The organism is Saccharicrinis aurantiacus (assembly GCF_001660705.2).
GTDB classification, from domain to species: domain Bacteria; phylum Bacteroidota; class Bacteroidia; order Bacteroidales; family Marinilabiliaceae; genus Saccharicrinis; species Saccharicrinis aurantiacus.
In genome coordinates this window covers 175,844-192,996 of record NZ_LYBV02000017.1, presented here as the reverse complement: position 1 = coordinate 192,996, position 17,153 = coordinate 175,844, and the positions used below count along the sequence as shown (strand labels likewise).

Below are 17,153 nucleotides of genomic sequence, written 5' to 3'. Positions count from 1 at the left end.
AGTTCATCTTACCAAGTAAACATGATTTTTCTACCAATTATTCATGACTTATTTTAATGAGTAAAGGTAAGTGTTTGATATTTTAACTTTTATGCGTAAGTTGTATATGGCTCTATTAATTTAAATCCTTATTATGAATTTAGAAGTGAATAAAAAAAATGCCATTGCTTTTTATCAAATGGCCTATGAAGGTAAACCTAGAGAAGCTGTAGAAAAATATGTAGGAGATGACTATATTCAGCACAACCCAGATGTTGCCAATGGAACACAAGGCTTTATTGATTATTTTGAGAGAATGCAAAGCGAATATCCTAATAAAACCATAAAATTTGTACGTTGTATTGCCGAAGACAATTTAGTAGCCTTGCACACTCATCAAATTTGGCCAGGAAATGACCAGTATGTTACCATGGATTTTTTTCGTTTTGATGTGGAAGGTAAAATATGTGAGCATTGGGACTCTATTCAGCAAATACCAGAAAAATCGGCTAATCCAAATTCTATGTATTAAGCTAAGTATGATGTAAGAATAGTTTCTTCAAGCTTAGTATGCTATCTATTTCATAAATTCCATTAGACCAAAGTGGTTTTTGTTGTGTACTTGTTGGTGTTTTCTAACTGTAGGGAATATCGTTGACTGGCTCACGCGATCACCTTCAATATCATTTCTGTCTTTTCGCAAGGCAAAGAAATTCCATTTTACACCTTCTGTAATTGGAGTATAATTTCCGGTAATATGAAATGCTTTTAACGGGATTGCCATTTCTAAAGTCCAGCCATTATCAATATCAGAGTTATCGTTTATTGTTCCATCTATGGTAACTTCAACATCAAAATTAGGGCTATATGATTTGATTACCATCTTTTTGTTCTTATGTATTTTATTGAGGTATATGAAATCATTGCTCGCTTTATACGGATTAATTTCAAAGCCTAAATGCATGTTTAACTTAGTATCTGCCGGAATTAAAAATATCTCTACACAATCATCTAAAAAAGGCATACCATCACGTTCGGTTTCACGAGCCGTTATATATTTGTCTTCGCATTGATATAACAGATATAGGTTTTCATCATCCCACATCATTTTAAATTTTGTGAACTGTTTATCCGTAGGCCGCTCAATATCATAGAAGTTATTAAAGCTTCGTTCCTCTGCATTTGCCCATGCCTTGTCGTTTCCCTTGCCATCAATAATAATATCGCTATTAGCCTTGTATACAGAGTAAGTTTTTTGAGCTTTACCGTTGTATGTGCATAAAAAAAACAATAATAAAGCAATTAGTACTGGGTGTTGTAATATGTATTTCATAGGTGCAAATTTTAAATTACAAAGCTACAGTACCGTATAATTAGTACAGATGATTATTGTGTTTAAAAGGCAGGGTGTTTTGAACGAGTCCTGTATTTGTTCGTAAATTCAAGAAAATTAATGTATTCTGCTCGATATTTTTTCAACGGGTTTAAGTTGGTTTACTTGAACCATCTAAAAATGACTAAACAACAAATTGGGTACATAAATATATAGTTAGTTCGGTTATTTCCGAACTAATTGTATATTTGTGAAACAAAATAACCTAAATGGAGACAAAAGAAGAAGTTTTATTAGGCGTAAAAGAGCTTGTTGAAGAGCAAGGCCTATTATTTCAAAAGACATACAAAATATCGCCAGTTGTTGCTCGTGTTTTTGCATTATTAATAATAAAAGGTTCAGAAGGTTTATCTTTTGATAAAATAATAAGCACAATAGGAGCCGGTAAAGCTACCGTATCGGGTGCGTTAAAAACATTAGAAGACAAAAAGATGGCTTCCTTTTATACCAAGCCAGGTGATAGAAAACGCTATTTTAGACCAAACCCCAAACACTTTATAAATAATCTTGAAGATGAATTAGAAAAGGCTAAGAACTCCCTAGCAATGCATCATAAGATTAATCTTTTTAAAGTAGAGGCGAATAAAATTTTAAACGATGATGATAAACTAGAACTACCATTGGTTAATCCATCTAATTACACAAAGTACCTTACTAAGCAAATTGAAACAATAGAAAAGTTTATTGAAGATTTAAATTCTTTTTGGAAAGATAAATTTTAACACTACATAATTTACACTACAACTATTATGAATTTTACTAAACAATGCTTGGGTATTGTTGTATTGGCTGCAAGCTTAAGTGCATGCGGTCCTAAACAACAGCGCGCGCAGCAACAAGAACTTCATCTAAAAACAAAATCTGTAAACACTTCTAATGTCGAAATTTCTCGTCAGTATGCTACCAATATCGAAGGAATACAGACTATTGAAATTCGCCCGCAAACTTCAGGTTTTATTGAAAGCTGCAATATTATAGAGGGGCAGGAAGTAAAAAAAGGAGATGTGCTATTTACTATTAATAGCGAAAATCAGAAACAGACTGTAAGAGCTGCAGAAGCATTGGTGTTGGTTGCCAAAGCCAATGTAGAAAGAGCTGAGTTGGAAGTAGCTCAGGTAAAGCCTTTGGTGGAAAAAGGAATAATTGGAGAAGTTGAGCTAGCTACAAAAAAGAGTAATTTATCAGCATCAATTGCTCAATTAGAAAAGGCTAAAGCCGATTTATTGAACTCAAAGGAGAACCTATCCTACACCGTTATTAAAAGCCCGGTTGATGGGGTTGTTGGCGATTTACCCTACAAATTGGGTTCATTGGTAAGCAGCCAAACACCGCTTCCGTTAACAACGGTTTCTGATATTAGCGAAGTATACGCTTTTTTTACCCTTACCGAAAAAGAATTATTAGCCTTTAACAGAGGTAGTAAGGGGATGAGTCAAAAAGAAAGAATAATGGCTATGCCCGATGTTACATTGCTTTTGGCCGATGGATCCACTTACGAACATACGGGTAAAATTGTTGCAATCAATGGTTTGGTTAATCCGCGAACAGGAAGTGTGAGTTATAAAGCAGTATTTCCAAATCCGGATATGTTAATCCGAACCGGAAGTAGCGGAACGGTTAAAGTACCTTCTGCGCTTAATGATGCGTTATTAGTGCCACAATCAGCCACCTTTGAGTTACAAGGAAAACTTTTTGTTTATAAACTAGATGAAAATCGTAAAGCTATATCAAAGGAAATTAAGGTAAACAACAATCGTTTTAAGGATAACTATATTGCCGAATCGGGCATTAATATTGGCGATGAGATTGTTGCCGAAGGTATCATTAAAGTACGCGAAGGAATGACTATTTTGAATTAAAATTTCTCAATAGTCCTATTCGTTATTACCCACATTTTTTCTTATCAAACTATCATTTAATATGATTCAGAAATTTATAGAACGTCCTGTTCTGTCAACTGTTATATCCATACTTATTGTATTGTTGGGGTATATGGGCATTACCGGATTACCAATAGAGCAATTCCCAGATATTGCTCCACCAACAGTTACTGTTGATGCAACTTACCCAGGCGCCAATGCCGAAACAATCCTGAAAAGTGTTGTTACACCAATAGAAGAGGCCATTAATGGGGTTGAGGGCATGAGCTACATTAGCTCAAGTTCAAGTAACTCGGGCTCTGCTAAAATTAGTGTATTCTTTGAGTTGGGTACCGACCCGGATATAGCCGCGGTAAATGTACAGAACCGTGTTGCAAAAGTAACCAATAAACTACCGCAAGTAGTTGTACAAACAGGTGTAGAAACCAAAAAGGTACAAAATAGTGTATTGATGTTTGCATCGGTATATTCTGAGAATCCTGATTACGATTTTAACTTCTTAGATAATTATGCAAAAATCAACCTCATTCCAGTGCTTCAACGTATTGAAGGTGTTGCCGATGTGGATGCCTTTGGTGCACGTGATTACTCTATGCGTATTTGGCTTAAGCCAGATAAAATGGCTGTTTATGGCTTATTACCAGATGATGTAGCCCGTGCCATTCAAGAGCAAAATATAGAAGCGGCTCCGGGTAAGTTTGGAGAAAATTCTTTTGAGGTTTTTGAGTATACCATTCGTTACAAAGGAACTTTTTCTGAAGAAAAAGAATACGAGAATATTATCATCCGCACAGAGGGAAATGGAGATTTCCTAAGATTAAGAGATGTTGCTGATATTGAACTAGGTGCTTTTAGTTATATGTCAACCAACGTTACAGAAGGTAATCCATCTGTTGCTTTTGGTATTAAACAGACTGCTGGTTCAAATGCCAACGATATTATTATTGAATTAGAGCATGCACTTGACGAAGCTGCAAAAGATTTTCCTCCAGGAGTACATTATGTGATTCCGATGAATACTAAAGATTTCCTTGATGAGTCAATCAGTCAAGTTCTAATAACATTGGCCATTGCCTTTATATTGGTATTTCTTGTTGTACTTGTATTCTTACAAGATTTTAGAGCAACCTTAATTCCATCTATCGCAGTACCCGTAGCCATCATCGGAACATTCTTTTTTCTTGAGGTATTTGGCTTTTCTATAAACATGCTTACCATGTTTGCCATGGTACTTGCCATTGGTATTGTGGTAGATAATGCCATTGTGGTTGTTGAAGCCGTATATGTAAAACTCGATGAGGGTGTTGAGAGTGCTCGTAAGGCATCTATCATGGCCATGAAAGAGATTATTGGTGCTATTATTTCTGGTACACTAGTATTAGCGGCTGTATTTTTACCTGTTACTTTCTTGGGTGGTCCTGCCGGGATGTTTTACAGTCAGATTGCTATTACATTAACAATCTCTGTTATAATATCGGCTGTAAATGCACTTACTTTAAGTCCTGCTCTTTGTGCTCTGTTTTTAAAGCCACTGCACAAACGAAAAACAAAAAACTACAAAAGCATTACTGTTAAACTTGGCGATGGTTTTAATAAATCATTTGATAAAATAACTGATAAATATGTGTCTACAGTAGAGTTGTTCCTTAAAAAAATGTGGATACCAATTTTATTCCTGATTATCTGTGTAGTAGGTACTATTTGGTTATTTAATACTACCGCTACAGGGTTTATCCCGGCAGAAGATCAAGGAACTATTTATTGTGATATTGAACTTCCGCCAGGTTCAACATTAGAAAGAACCACTGCAATTGGCGAACAGCTAGATGATATTATTGCTGCCATGCCAATTGTAAAAACCAGAATGTTTATCAATGGTTTTAGTTTGATGAGTGGTACCAACGGATCGTCAAGAGCCTTTGCGGTAATTAAATTGAATCCTTGGGATGAACGAACAAAAGATAGTGAGCAAGTAAATGCTGTTGTTAAGCAATTGTATGGTGCAGTAGCTCATATTAAAGAAGCCAATATTTTATTTTTTACGCCTCCAACTGTCCGTGGTTTCGGTAACAATTCAGGTTTCGAATTTCAGTTACAAGATAAAACGGGTGGCGACTTAAAAAATATGGAAGCCAAAGCACAGGCCTTTTTAATGGAGCTTAATAAGCGACCAGAAGTAGCTTATGCTATTACTACATTTTCTACCAAATATCCGCAATACGAGATGGAGGTTAATGTAGAAAAAGTTAAGGAAGCGGGCTTAGATGTAAGTACATTATTTAGTACAATGCAAGCTTATTTTGGTAGTAGATATATTTCCGATTTTAACCGTTTTGGTAAACAATATCGTGTAGTGATTCAGGCACGCCCTGAAGAACGAGCAACGGCAGAAGCATTAAATAATATATACATCAGAAATGGTAAAAACGAATCGGTTGCTATCAGTCAGTTTGTTTCTATGACAAAAACAAATGGTCCTGATTTGGTAGAGCGTTTCAACTTGTTTAATGCTGCTAAAATAATAGGGGCAGCAGCACCGGGGTATAGTTCTGGGGATGCTATTAAAGCCATTGAAGAGGTGGCAGAAACACTCCCTACTGGTTTTGGATATGAGTTTTCGGGTATGACTCGTGAAGAACGTAAATCCGGTGGCGATTCGGCTATTGTATTTGCATTGAGTTTAATATTTGTTTATTTCTTACTATCGGCACAATACGAAAGTTACATTATTCCTTTCTCGGTTCTTCTATCATTACCTGTTGGAGTATTCGGAGCCATTGTATTTATCAATTTATTCGGAATAGAGAATAATATTTACTTCCAGGTGGCACTTATTATGTTGATCGGACTATTGGGTAAAAATGCCATATTAATTGTGGAGTATGCCCTTCAGAACCGCCGTAATGGAGATTCTTTATACAAGTCGGCTGTTGATGCAGCGCGTGTTCGTCTGCGTCCAATTATTATGACTTCGTTTACCTGTGTTCTAGGTCTTATCCCTTTAATGGTGGCCACAGGAGCTGGTGCAATGGGTAACAAATCCATTGGTACGGGTGCTGTAGGTGGTATGTTCATCGGAACTGTGCTTGGGGTATTTGTAATACCAACCTTGTTTGTGATATTCCAGTCTTTACAGGAGCGTATTAAAGGTGGTACCAAGCATTTTACACAAAAATTGGTAGATGTGGATGAGTTGGAGTTCGACAAAGAAAAAGTTAAGAAGTTTGATTAACTGCAACAGATTAATTAATGAGAGAACAATTAAATATGAAACAAACTACTTATATAATACTACTAAGCATGATATTTACATCGTGCTTAGTTACCAAAAAATACACGCGACCTGAGCTCGAACTATCAGAGGCTTATCGCGATGTAACATTAAAAGACTCCACTTCCTTAGCAGAAATGCCTTGGAACGAGTTTTTTACTGATCCAACTCTAAAGGACTTAATTAATGAGGCATTGGAGAATAACTTCGACTTATTAATGGCTTACCAAAGAGTACTTGCCGCTGAGGCTTTATTTAAACAAGGGAAAGCTGAATATATGCCAACCTTATCGGCTAATTTAGGTGTAGCCGAAAATAAGATGTCCAATCAATCGTGGATGCAAGGACTTAGCTTTGAAGAGTACAGTCTTAAGGGAAGCTTAACTTGGGAGCCCGATATTTGGGGGAGAATAACAGCCAATAAAAATGCTGCTAAAGCCACTTTATTTCAGGTGCAAGAAGATACCAAAGCCATACAAACAGCTTTAGTGGCTAATTTAGCATCGGCTTATTTTCAGTTGATTAAGGCTGATGCACAAATCGATTTGATGCATAAAACCATTGCCAACAGGAAGGAAAGTTTTGAGGTGATGATGGAGCTAAAAAAGAGTGGTAGAGTTAACGAAGCAGGAGTGATGCAAACAAAGGCTCAATTACATGCAACAGAAGCGCTATTGGTTGACTTTAATAGAATGCAGAAACTGTTAGAGAATACAATAAACCTAATATTGGGTCGTGAGTATGCAGATATAAAAAGAAGTCAGTTAAATGATATCAATACAGCTAAATCTGTAGAAACAGGCGTACCAGCCTTATTGTTGGCCAATCGTCCTGATGTGCGTGCTGCGGAGTTCAGGCTTATGCAGGCTTTTGAGCAAACCAATGTGGCTCGTACTAGTTTTTACCCAAACATTAGCATAAGCGCTTCGGGTGGTTTACAGGCTATGGATCCATCACTCTGGTTTAATAAAGATGCTTTGCTATATAACGCAGCTGCTAATTTAACGCAGCCAATTTTTAACAAACGCAGAAATAGAACAGCTCTTGAAGTTGCAAAGGCACAGCAAGAACAAGCTTTTATCGATTTTAAAAAATCGATTACGGGTGCATCAACACAAGTGTCTGATGCTTTAATTAACTACCAAGCAGCTACAGAAAAGTACAAAGTTAAATCTGATGAGTTAGAGGCTTTAAATAAGGCGGTGACATACTCTGAAGATCTTTTAACCAGTGGATTTGCAACCTATTTAGAGGTGCTAATTGCTCAAAACTCAGAACTCAATGCCGAAATAAATATTATTGACATAAAGGTTTCTAAACTTACCTCAATGATATCTATTTACGAGGCCCTTGGCGGTGGATGGCGTAATTAATAAATCTACTTTCAGTATTAGAATATACATTAAAAGTATATAGAATAAGAACTAATAAGGATGAGGCTGTCTCAAATGAGATGGCCTCTCTTTTTATAAATAAATTTTGTTGCTATCTGATTTTAAGTTTAAAAAGATTATCCATAATAACCCCAATCAATAATTTCTCCTCTAAAAATAGTTCTCTTAATCTTCGATTTTCTTTCTACTGGATAATTAATATAAAAACATACTAATTATATTTGCGCTCTGAAATAAAAATAGCACAAATGATTTCGATAGAAGGTTTAGGAGTAGAATTTGGAGGGAGTACACTTTTCAAAGATGTTTCATTCGTAGTTAATGAAAAAGATCGAATTGCTTTGATGGGAAAAAATGGAGCAGGAAAATCAACATTACTAAAAATAATGGCGGGTGCTCAGGCTCCTTCAATGGGTAGAGTTTCTGCACCAAGCGATTCTGTTATAGCATACCTTCCTCAGCATTTGATGACAGATAATGACCGCACTGTTTTTGAAGAAGCATCGCAAGCTTTTAGTGAGCTTATACAGATGCAAACAGAAATGGAAGCACTAAATAAGCAGTTAGAAACAAGAACTGATTATGAGAGTGAAGAATACTACGGAATTATTGAGAAGGTTAGTGTCCTGAGCGAAAAAGTATACAGTCTAGGCGAAATAAATTTTGATGCAGAGGTTGAAAAGATATTATTAGGTTTAGGTTTTTTAAGGGAAGATTTTACTCGACCAACTAGAGAATTCAGTGGAGGTTGGCGAATGCGTATTGAGTTAGCAAAAATCCTTTTGCGCGATCCGGATTTAATACTTCTTGATGAGCCAACCAACCACCTCGATATTGAATCGGTTCAATGGCTTGAAGATTTCTTAATAAATAGTGCTAAAGCAGTTATTGTTATTTCGCACGATAAAGCTTTTATCGATAATATCACCACACGTACTATTGAGGTGACGATGGGACGTATATATGATTACAAGGTTAACTATTCGCAGTATTTGATACATCGCCAAGAGCGAAGAGAACAGCAGCAGAAGGCTTATGATGAGCAGCAAAAGATGATTGCTGATAATATGGAATTTATTGAGCGCTTTAGAGGAACTTATTCAAAAACCAATCAAGTACAGTCTCGCGTTAGAATGCTTGAGAAATTAGAAATTCTTGAAGTAGATGAAGTAGATACTTCACATTTACGATTGAGGTTTCCTCCAGCACCTCGTTCAGGCGATTATCCGGTAATTGCGAAAGATGTGGAGAAAACTTACGATGATCATCTTGTTTTCTCGGAGGTTTCATTTGCGATAGAAAGAGGGGAGAAGGTGGCCTTTGTAGGAAAGAATGGTGAAGGTAAATCTACCTTGATAAAGGCCATTATGAGTGAGTTAAAACACAATGGTGAGCTAACTTTGGGCCACAATACTAAGGTGGGTTATTTTGCTCAAAATGAAGCTTCATTACTGGATGAGGAGTTAACTATATTTCAATCTATTGATGATATTGCAAAAGGAGAAATTAGAACTAAGATAAAAGATATACTAGGAGCCTTTATGTTTAGAGGCGACGATTTAGAAAAGAAGGTAAAAGTTTTATCAGGTGGTGAACGAACTCGCTTGGCTATGATTAAGCTTTTGCTTGAACCATACAATCTTTTAATATTAGATGAGCCTACTAATCATTTAGATATAAGAACTAAGGATATTTTAAAACAAGCCCTAATGGCTTACGATGGAACTTTGATTTTGGTAAGTCACGATCGTGATTTCTTGGATGGTTTAATCAGTAAGATATATGAGTTTGGAAATAAGAAAGTAAAAGAACACTTTGAAGGAATACAGGAGTTCTTAGAACGTAAAAAAATGGAACATCTTACCGAATTAGAAGCTAATAAATAAGAATTATCCCCAATACTCGATGTGAGTGTTGGGGAGTTGTTATTATAAATTTAATGTATTTACATTTAAGCCTTCACTTTGTACAGACCGAGTGTACTTAACCGCAGGTTTACCAAAAACCATAATATACCCTAAAGTATGTTCTTCAGGTATACCTAACTGCAATTTTAGTTCAGGAGCAATTTTATCAAATACAACTTTCGCCAATCCATCCCAAAGAGTACCTATACCTTTGGTGTTTGCATATAGTTCCATGTAAGTAAGAGAAATAACACAATCGGCAACACATGAGTTAATAGAACTAGGAGCAGAAGCTAAAATAATGTGGGGTGCATTTCTAAACAACACATCAATACCTTTACTATCCCATACCTTCTGAAAACTTCCAAACATGGCTAGAGAGTCAGGTAATTTCCCTGCATCTATTACTTCTTTTATAGCATCATAAACTAAAACTCTTAGCTTATCACGTTGTTCAGTTGACTTAGTAAGGGTTAAAAGTACTTGATTCTTATTATGACCAGTAGGTGCAAAAGCCGCTGTTTGCAATAAATCATTCAATTCAGAAGTGCTTAAAACCTCATCTTTATACTTACGAATAGTTCGTCTGGTTTGTATAAGGTGTTTCATGGCGTTCGTGGAAGGAATTTCGCCTTTTACCAAAACACTGTCTTCAGGATTTTTACCTAGTATAGATAATGCACCCGTTGGACAAACAGCCAAACAGTGTTGGCATTTTATACATTGTTTTTCTTTGCCTTCTTTTATTTCAGGTATACCTTTCTTTCCGTCAATTATCAAGGTTGGGCACTCCTTAGAGCATAGGCTACATTCGGTGCATTTTTCAATATCTATTTTAAAATCTATCATCATAATTTGTTTAATAACTGGTAGGCACAAAGATATATTAAAACTTATTTTATCGAAAAATAAGCATTAAAACACCCTGCTATTAGTCTTATTTATATTCATTATTAAGTGCACTTTCGTAGGGTGTAATAATGTACAATAACTGATATTGTATTGGCATCTATCAAATGATATATTTAAGTTGCAGATCTAATAACTAAAACAATTTATCAATTCTATGAAATTATTTGATTCTGCTATTTTAATCCTAATTGCAGTTTTTTTATGCGTTGGATGCAAAAAGGATAAGCAAATAGAACTTTCCCAATTAGAAAAAGTTAATGAATTCATTCATGAGAGTATGTCCACCAATTATTATTGGGAAGAACAGATGCCAGAGTTATCTCCTCATGAGCAAACAGACTGTAAAGTGTATTTTGATAAGTTATTGTACTCTTCAATTGATAAGTGGTCATTTATTACGAGCGATTATCAGGGCTTAGTTGATTATTTTAATGGAGTACGTAAAGAATATGGTTACTCTGTTAGACCGGCATTAATAAGTGAAGGAAGTTCTGATTGGATTGGTTTTGTTGAATTTGTTTACCCCAATACCCCCGCATCGAGAGCTAATTTAAAAAGAGGAGATATTATAATAGAAGTAAATGGACATTCTTTAAGTGAAAACACATATGCTGAGCTTTTTGATAATGAATCTATTTCGCTTACCCTAGGAACAATGAAAAGTGGTGTAGCTGAACCCTTAGATCAGCCAATTGTGTTATCCCCAGAAGAAATACATATTAATCCTATATTGAAAACACATGTTCAGGACCGAGATGGGCATATTATAGCTTATTTGGCTTATACATCATTTATTTCAAGCTTAAGTGCCGATTTAGAAAGTCTATTTGCAGAGTTTAAAGAACAAGGAGTACAAGATTTAATTCTTGATTTACGATATAATGGGGGAGGATCTGTAGCAACAGCAAAGTTATTAGCTTCAATGATTGGGCCATCATCTATAGCTGATGAAGTATTTATAAGATCATCTTATAATAATACAGTAAGTGATTATTTAGCAACTAAGTATCCTGATGATGAAAGTATATTTATAGATAGGTTTTTAAAGCATCCGAATAATTTAAACCTTCAAAACTTATATGTACTAACCACACCATCAACGGCGTCAGCAAGCGAAATGCTAATTTATGCCCTATCACCGTATATGAATGTGGTTCAAATAGGTGAAAAAACACAGGGTAAATATTATGGTTCTATAACAATTAACGATCTAGATAGTGATCACGGCTGGGCTATACAACCAATCGTTATGAAAGCTGAGAATGTTAACAATTCAATAGATTATTCCATTGGTTTATCTCCTCAAATTCAGATGTACGATAGTTTTTATGCTGAACTAGGAGCTGATGATGATCCGTTCATGAATGCTGCATTTAATCTAATAAATAATTCCGGTGAGGATAATGAAGTATTCAAAAGTAGTTCAAGTAAAATGCAATATATTAGTATGCCAAAGCCTTATGAGCACCCTCTAGAAAACAAAATGTATTTATCCTTACCTTAATTTATCCCTACTAAAATTTTATTAAGAGTTATTTCTTTCGAGATAGCTCTTTTTTTATGCGTTTATAGAACTAAAGACCCTCTCTGATGTTAATATGACTGGAGCTGTTGTGATCAGTTTTACTATGATTAGTTGCCCATATGGTGCTAATGTATTGCTAGGAAGTAGCAATAGATAGTAAAAAACTGAAGTGCGAGAAGGAGGCTCAGATGATTTTTTAGATATAAATATAAAGAGTACATGAGTAATAGAACCAATGCCTTAATAAATGAAAAGAGTCCATACTTATTAATGCATGCCCAAAATCCAGTGAATTGGTATCCGTGGGATACCGAAGCTTTAAATAAGGCCAAAAATGAGAATAAATTAATGGTTATCTCAATAGGTTATGCAGCTTGTCATTGGTGCCATGTTATGGAGAAAGAAAGTTTTAGCGATGTTGATGTGGCAGCTTTAATGAATCAGGATTTTGTATCAATTAAAATAGATAGAGAAGAGCGTCCGGACTTAGATCAAGTTTTTATGGATGTTGCACATTTAACTACTGGTAAGGGAGGGTGGCCTCTAAATATTATTACTTTACCAGATGGAACACCCGTATTTGCAGGAACATATTTTCAGAAGAGACAATGGATTAATCTACTAAATGAGATTAATCAGATATTTAATAATCAACCAGAAAGATTAGTTGATTTAGGTAAGCAAATTAAAGATGGTATCGAACGAATGGATTTTGTTGGTTTGGTAAAAGATTCAGCCTTATTTACTGAAGATAGTTTGCAAGAAGCCATTACCTCATGGAAAGATAATTTGGATATGGTTTGGGGAGGAAATATAGGAGCACCTAAATTTCCAATGCCAGTTGAGTTCAATTTCTTTTTGTCGTATTTATCAAATACCGAAGATGAGACGCTTCTAAATTATGTAAATACTTCATTAACTAGGATGGCCTTTGGAGGTATCTTTGATCACTTAGGTGGAGGTTTCGCCCGATATTCTGTTGATGAGTTTTGGAAAGTCCCTCATTTCGAGAAGATGCTATATGATCAGGGGCAACTTATTGAAGTGTATTCGAAGGCTTATCGTTTAACTAAAAATCCTTTATATAAGAAAGTAGTTGAGGAAACAATAGCATTCATTACGCGTGAATTAAAGACGCCAGAAGGTGGTTTTTATTCAGCAAAAGATGCCGATAGTGAAGGTGAAGAAGGGAAGTATTACGTATGGACTAAATCTGAAATTGAGGCTTTGTTAGGAGATGAGGCTAGTTTGTTTTGTGAGGTCTTTAATATTTCAGAATCCGGTAACTGGGAGCAAGGTAAAAATGTTCTGTTTCAAACCCAGTGTATACAAGAATTTGCTGATCGCTTAAACGTTGATTTTGATGAATTAAATTCAAAACTGAATAAAAGCAAGCAAATATTATACAAGCAACGAATAACTAGAACTTATCCTTTATTGGATGATAAAATACTAACATCATGGAATGCAATAGCAATAAAAGGTTTAGTACAGGCTTACAAGGCCTTGGGTAACGAGGCTTATTTAAATCAGGCTATTGAGAGTTCTGAGTTTATAAAGGCAAAAGCATTTCAAGATAATGGAGCTTTATGGCGCAGTTTAAAAGGTGATAAGGGAAGTATAAATGCGTTTTTAGACGATTATGCCATGCTTATTGATGCTTGGATTGATTTGTATCAGGTGACTTTTGATGAGCAATGGATCTTATTATCTAATAGTTTATTAGAGTACGTTAGGGCACATTTCTTTAACGAAGATAATCAATTGTTTTATTACGCTTCGGTTCTTGATGAACCACTACTAGTTCGTAAGTCTGAGATTTCAGATAATGTAATACCGGCTTCTAATAGCGTTATGGCAATAAATATATACCGCTTAAGTAAATATTTTTTACATAAGGAAGGGTATCACACCTCGTTGCAAATGCTTAAGAATCTTTCGGGGAAAATTGACGAGCATGGGAAATATTATGCCAATTGGCAGCGCTTAAAGCTATTTTTTATTTATGGTACTAATGAGTTGGTTATTTCGGGCGGCGACATAAAAAATGCCCATAATGAACTGATAACAGATTTTAATCCATTTGTGTTTTTAGCATCGGCAGATAATAACTTGCCGATAACAGAAGGGAAAAATAGTAAAGACCTGACTTTCTATATTTGTAATGATAATGCATGTGGTGCTCCTGTTCATACTGTTGAAGATGCTTTACTTACCTTAAAGCATAACAATAATGTTAGAAATAGGTAAGCGTAGGTGTAAAAATATTTTTTTACATTTTCATAGGCGTTATTATAAATAGAGTGAAGGTTTTTAGTTTATTTGTCGTCTTTATATAGTGCAAGAGTGTATTTTTGCATTTTAAACTAGTTGATTAAAAATATATCTATATTATAATGAAGCAAGTACTTATTATTAACCTTCTATTATTTTTATTTCTACCAAGTGCAATGTCTAATCCGGCAGAGGCCGTAGATGGCGTTATTAAAGGAAAAATTGTTGATGCCAATTCTCGTCGTCCATTAGAGTACGTTTCGGTTGCCATATATGAAGCTGAAACGGGCAAATTGATTACGGGTACTATTACAAAAAGTGATGGTGTTTTTCGAGTTCCAGATATTGAGAATGGTAAATATTACGTAGAACTAAGTTTTATGGGATATGAAACTGAGAGAGTAGATAAGGTAGAGCTAATAGAAGGGCAAAGAAGTGCAAATATTGGAATACTTGGTCTTAAAGAAAATACTGAAAGTATTGAAGAGGTAGAAGTAATTGCTGAAAGGGCAGCTATTGATTATAAAATTGATAAGAAAATAGTAAATGTTAGTAAGCAATATACAGCAGTATCGGGTTCTGCAGTTAATATATTGGAGAATGTGCCATCAATGACGGTTGATATAGAAGGTAATGTATCCATGCGAGGCAGTAGCGATTTTATGGTGTTAATTGATGGTATACCTAGTGTGCTTGAAGCATCAGAAGCCTTACAGCAAATTCCAGCATCATCCATTGATAATATAGAAATTATTACTAACCCTTCAGCAAAATATAATCCTGAAGGTACAGGCGGCATCATTAACATTATTACTAAAAAGAATATGCTTCAGGGTGTAAATGGAGTGGTAAATGTTAATGGAGGAACGATGGGTTATGGTGGCGACTTCTTATTTAATTATCGTCAAGGAAGATTTGGGTATTACCTAGCGGGAGATTATAACGATCGTAGGTTCAACGGTGAACAATATTTAGATAGAGAGTCGTACAACGGAGATGAAACGAACTACTTATCAAATGATGGTACTTTAAAACGCGAAATGTACCGAGGCAATATCAGAGGAGGTTTTGATTGGAAAATTGATACCATGAATACTCTTAAAATTGATCTGAATATTGGGAAACGTAGTTATAATAGTACATCTAATTTGAACTATAGTGAGTGGAGTAACATAAGTGCTGATCCATACAGATATACAAGTAATGAAGATGGATTACGTAGTAGCGACATGTTTTCAGCAAGTGCTACCTACCTGCATAAGTTTAATACAGACGGGCATGAGTTAAAGGTAACAGCCTCTAATAGATCAATGAATAGTAAAGAGTCTAATGAAAATCAACTTTACGATGCTGCCGGGAACAAAATGGAAGGTCGAAAAAGTACAGAAGATGGCCCCGTGAATATGTTTCAGGGTAATATTGATTATAGTTTGCCATTAGGTAATAATGGTAAGTTAGAATCAGGCTATCAGATAGAAGTAAGGACAAGTACTGATGAAACAGGATTGGCTATTGATAGTTTAGGTAATGGCAATTACGAGCAAGATCCTCTTTACTCTAATACAACTTCATTTACTAATAATATACACGCGCTATATACAACATATGCGAGTATGCTTGGTAAATTTGGGTATCAGTTAGGCTTAAGGGCTGAGTATACGGATAGAACCATTGAACTAATTAACTCAGGTGCTGAAGATATTGGTGAAACAAAATCTGAAATTAATAGAGTAGATTGGTTCCCAACGATTCATTTATCCTATAAACTACCTCACGAACAAGAGTTGATGACTAGTTATACTCGAAGAATTCAACGCCCTAGAAGCTATTATCTAGAACCTTTTGTAACGTGGACAGATGCTTTTAATGTGCGACAAGGTAATCCTGATTTATTACCAGAATATATTGATGCTTTAGAAATTGCTTACCTTAAGAAATGGGATAAAGCATTTGTCAATTTCGAAGCTTATTATCGAGTTACTCATAATAAAGTTGAGTGGATTAGATCTGTATATCAGGATAACATTATGATGCGTTCACCTGAAAATGTTGGTAAAGATTATTCTTTAGGTTTGGATGCTACCTTTAGTTTTGATCCATTTAAATGGTGGCGAGCTGATTTATCGGGAAGTATGTACGACTATGAAGTAACAGGCATGTATAATGGTGTAGATTTTAGTAGAAGTGATTTTATGTGGAATGCGAGGTTAAATAACACGTTTAAAATCAATAAAACTACACAGATACAGGCATTTACTAGATATAATAGTAAGCAAATTACAGCCCAAGGGTACAGAGAAAGTTTTGTTAGTACTGATTTAGCCTTTAGAAAAGAAATGTTTGATAGAAATATTACAGGAGTGCTGCAAGTGAGAGATGTATTTAATCAAAACAGAAGAGCAGGAGTATCACAAGGTGAAGATTTTTACGAATATTCTCATCATTCCTACAATGCACCTTTAGTAACTTTAACTGTGACTTACCGTTTTAATAATTATAAATCACCGCGATCAAAGAAAGGTGGTCCTGATGGTTTTGGAGGTGATGAGGAGTATTAATACTAATTAACAATATTCAAAAAAGAGCGTATAGCCAGTTAGGTTATACGCTTTTTTTAT

The 17,153-nt window shown here is 35.2% G+C and carries 11 protein-coding genes; 9 read left to right on the top strand and 2 right to left on the bottom strand.

Features of this window, described 5'->3' with window-relative positions; all coding sequences use genetic code 11:
• Nucleotides 1-133 precede the first annotated feature (133 nt).
• A complete protein-coding gene (locus tag A8B35_RS06625; RefSeq protein WP_075602556.1) occupies nt 134-511 on the top strand; it encodes a nuclear transport factor 2 family protein in 378 nt (125 codons plus the stop codon).
• 45 nt (nt 512-556) lie between these two features.
• Here A8B35_RS06625 and A8B35_RS06620 read toward each other — a convergent pair whose 3' ends face one another.
• Complete coding sequence (locus tag A8B35_RS06620; protein ID WP_075602555.1) at nt 557-1,312, bottom strand: carbohydrate-binding family 9-like protein; 756 nt, start codon at nt 1,310-1,312, stop codon at nt 557-559.
• A gap of 269 nt (nt 1,313-1,581) precedes the next feature.
• On the opposite strand from A8B35_RS06620, the gene A8B35_RS06615 reads away from it, so the two are divergent.
• From A8B35_RS06615 to A8B35_RS06595, 5 genes are all read left to right on the top strand, one after another.
• Nucleotides 1,582-2,094: a GbsR/MarR family transcriptional regulator gene (locus tag A8B35_RS06615; RefSeq protein WP_075602554.1), complete on the top strand. Its 513-nt coding sequence runs from the start codon at nt 1,582-1,584 to the stop codon at nt 2,092-2,094.
• A gap of 27 nt (nt 2,095-2,121) precedes the next feature.
• Nucleotides 2,122-3,231 (top strand): efflux RND transporter periplasmic adaptor subunit, encoded by a 1,110-nt coding sequence (locus A8B35_RS06610; protein WP_075602553.1) that lies wholly within the window; start codon nt 2,122-2,124, stop codon nt 3,229-3,231.
• A gap of 61 nt (nt 3,232-3,292) precedes the next feature.
• Nucleotides 3,293-6,484: an efflux RND transporter permease subunit gene (locus tag A8B35_RS06605; protein WP_075602552.1), complete on the top strand. Its 3,192-nt coding sequence runs from the start codon at nt 3,293-3,295 to the stop codon at nt 6,482-6,484.
• Nucleotides 6,485-6,501: 17 nt separating this feature from the next.
• Nucleotides 6,502-7,896, top strand: coding sequence for an efflux transporter outer membrane subunit (locus A8B35_RS06600; RefSeq protein WP_075602551.1), 1,395 nt, complete (start codon nt 6,502-6,504; stop codon nt 7,894-7,896).
• Nucleotides 7,897-8,165: 269 nt separating this feature from the next.
• The gene (locus A8B35_RS06595; protein WP_075602550.1) at nt 8,166-9,803 is read left to right on the top strand and encodes an ABC-F family ATP-binding cassette domain-containing protein; all 1,638 of its coding nucleotides are present in this window, start codon (nt 8,166-8,168) and stop codon (nt 9,801-9,803) included.
• A 42-nt stretch (nt 9,804-9,845) separates the two neighbouring features.
• Here A8B35_RS06595 and A8B35_RS06590 read toward each other — a convergent pair whose 3' ends face one another.
• Nucleotides 9,846-10,673, bottom strand: a complete 828-nt coding sequence (locus A8B35_RS06590; RefSeq protein ID WP_075602549.1) for a nitroreductase family protein — start codon at nt 10,671-10,673, stop codon at nt 9,846-9,848.
• Between the two features lie 217 nt (nt 10,674-10,890).
• Here A8B35_RS06590 and A8B35_RS06585 point away from each other — a divergent pair, with 217 nt between their 5' ends.
• The 3 genes from A8B35_RS06585 to A8B35_RS06575 all read left to right on the top strand — a co-directional run bounded on the left by A8B35_RS06585 (nt 10,891) and on the right by A8B35_RS06575 (nt 17,093).
• Nucleotides 10,891-12,240: a S41 family peptidase gene (locus A8B35_RS06585; RefSeq protein ID WP_075602548.1), complete on the top strand. Its 1,350-nt coding sequence runs from the start codon at nt 10,891-10,893 to the stop codon at nt 12,238-12,240.
• A gap of 240 nt (nt 12,241-12,480) precedes the next feature.
• Complete coding sequence (locus A8B35_RS06580; RefSeq protein WP_075602547.1) at nt 12,481-14,511, top strand: thioredoxin domain-containing protein; 2,031 nt, start codon at nt 12,481-12,483, stop codon at nt 14,509-14,511.
• Nucleotides 14,512-14,657: 146 nt separating this feature from the next.
• Nucleotides 14,658-17,093 (top strand): TonB-dependent receptor domain-containing protein, encoded by a 2,436-nt coding sequence (locus tag A8B35_RS06575; protein WP_075602546.1) that lies wholly within the window; start codon nt 14,658-14,660, stop codon nt 17,091-17,093.
• The last annotated feature ends 60 nt before the right edge of the window (nt 17,094-17,153 follow it).

Bases quoted from the DNA above. Each gene is read 5' to 3' on its own strand.
- A8B35_RS06595 (WP_075602550.1), top strand. From the start codon at position 8,166: ATGATTTCGATAGAAGGTTTAGGAGTAGAATTTGGAGGGAGTACACTT.
- A8B35_RS06600 (WP_075602551.1), top strand. From the start codon at position 6,502: ATGAGAGAACAATTAAATATGAAACAAACTACTTATATAATACTACTA.
- A8B35_RS06605 (WP_075602552.1), top strand. From the start codon at position 3,293: ATGATTCAGAAATTTATAGAACGTCCTGTTCTGTCAACTGTTATATCC.
- A8B35_RS06590 (WP_075602549.1), bottom strand. From the start codon at position 10,673: ATGATAGATTTTAAAATAGATATTGAAAAATGCACCGAATGTAGCCTA.
- A8B35_RS06585 (WP_075602548.1), top strand. From the start codon at position 10,891: ATGAAATTATTTGATTCTGCTATTTTAATCCTAATTGCAGTTTTTTTA.
- A8B35_RS06615 (WP_075602554.1), top strand. From the start codon at position 1,582: ATGGAGACAAAAGAAGAAGTTTTATTAGGCGTAAAAGAGCTTGTTGAA.
- A8B35_RS06580 (WP_075602547.1), top strand. From the start codon at position 12,481: ATGAGTAATAGAACCAATGCCTTAATAAATGAAAAGAGTCCATACTTA.
- A8B35_RS06625 (WP_075602556.1), top strand. From the start codon at position 134: ATGAATTTAGAAGTGAATAAAAAAAATGCCATTGCTTTTTATCAAATG.
- A8B35_RS06610 (WP_075602553.1), top strand. From the start codon at position 2,122: ATGAATTTTACTAAACAATGCTTGGGTATTGTTGTATTGGCTGCAAGC.
- A8B35_RS06620 (WP_075602555.1), bottom strand. From the start codon at position 1,312: ATGAAATACATATTACAACACCCAGTACTAATTGCTTTATTATTGTTT.
- A8B35_RS06575 (WP_075602546.1), top strand. From the start codon at position 14,658: ATGAAGCAAGTACTTATTATTAACCTTCTATTATTTTTATTTCTACCA.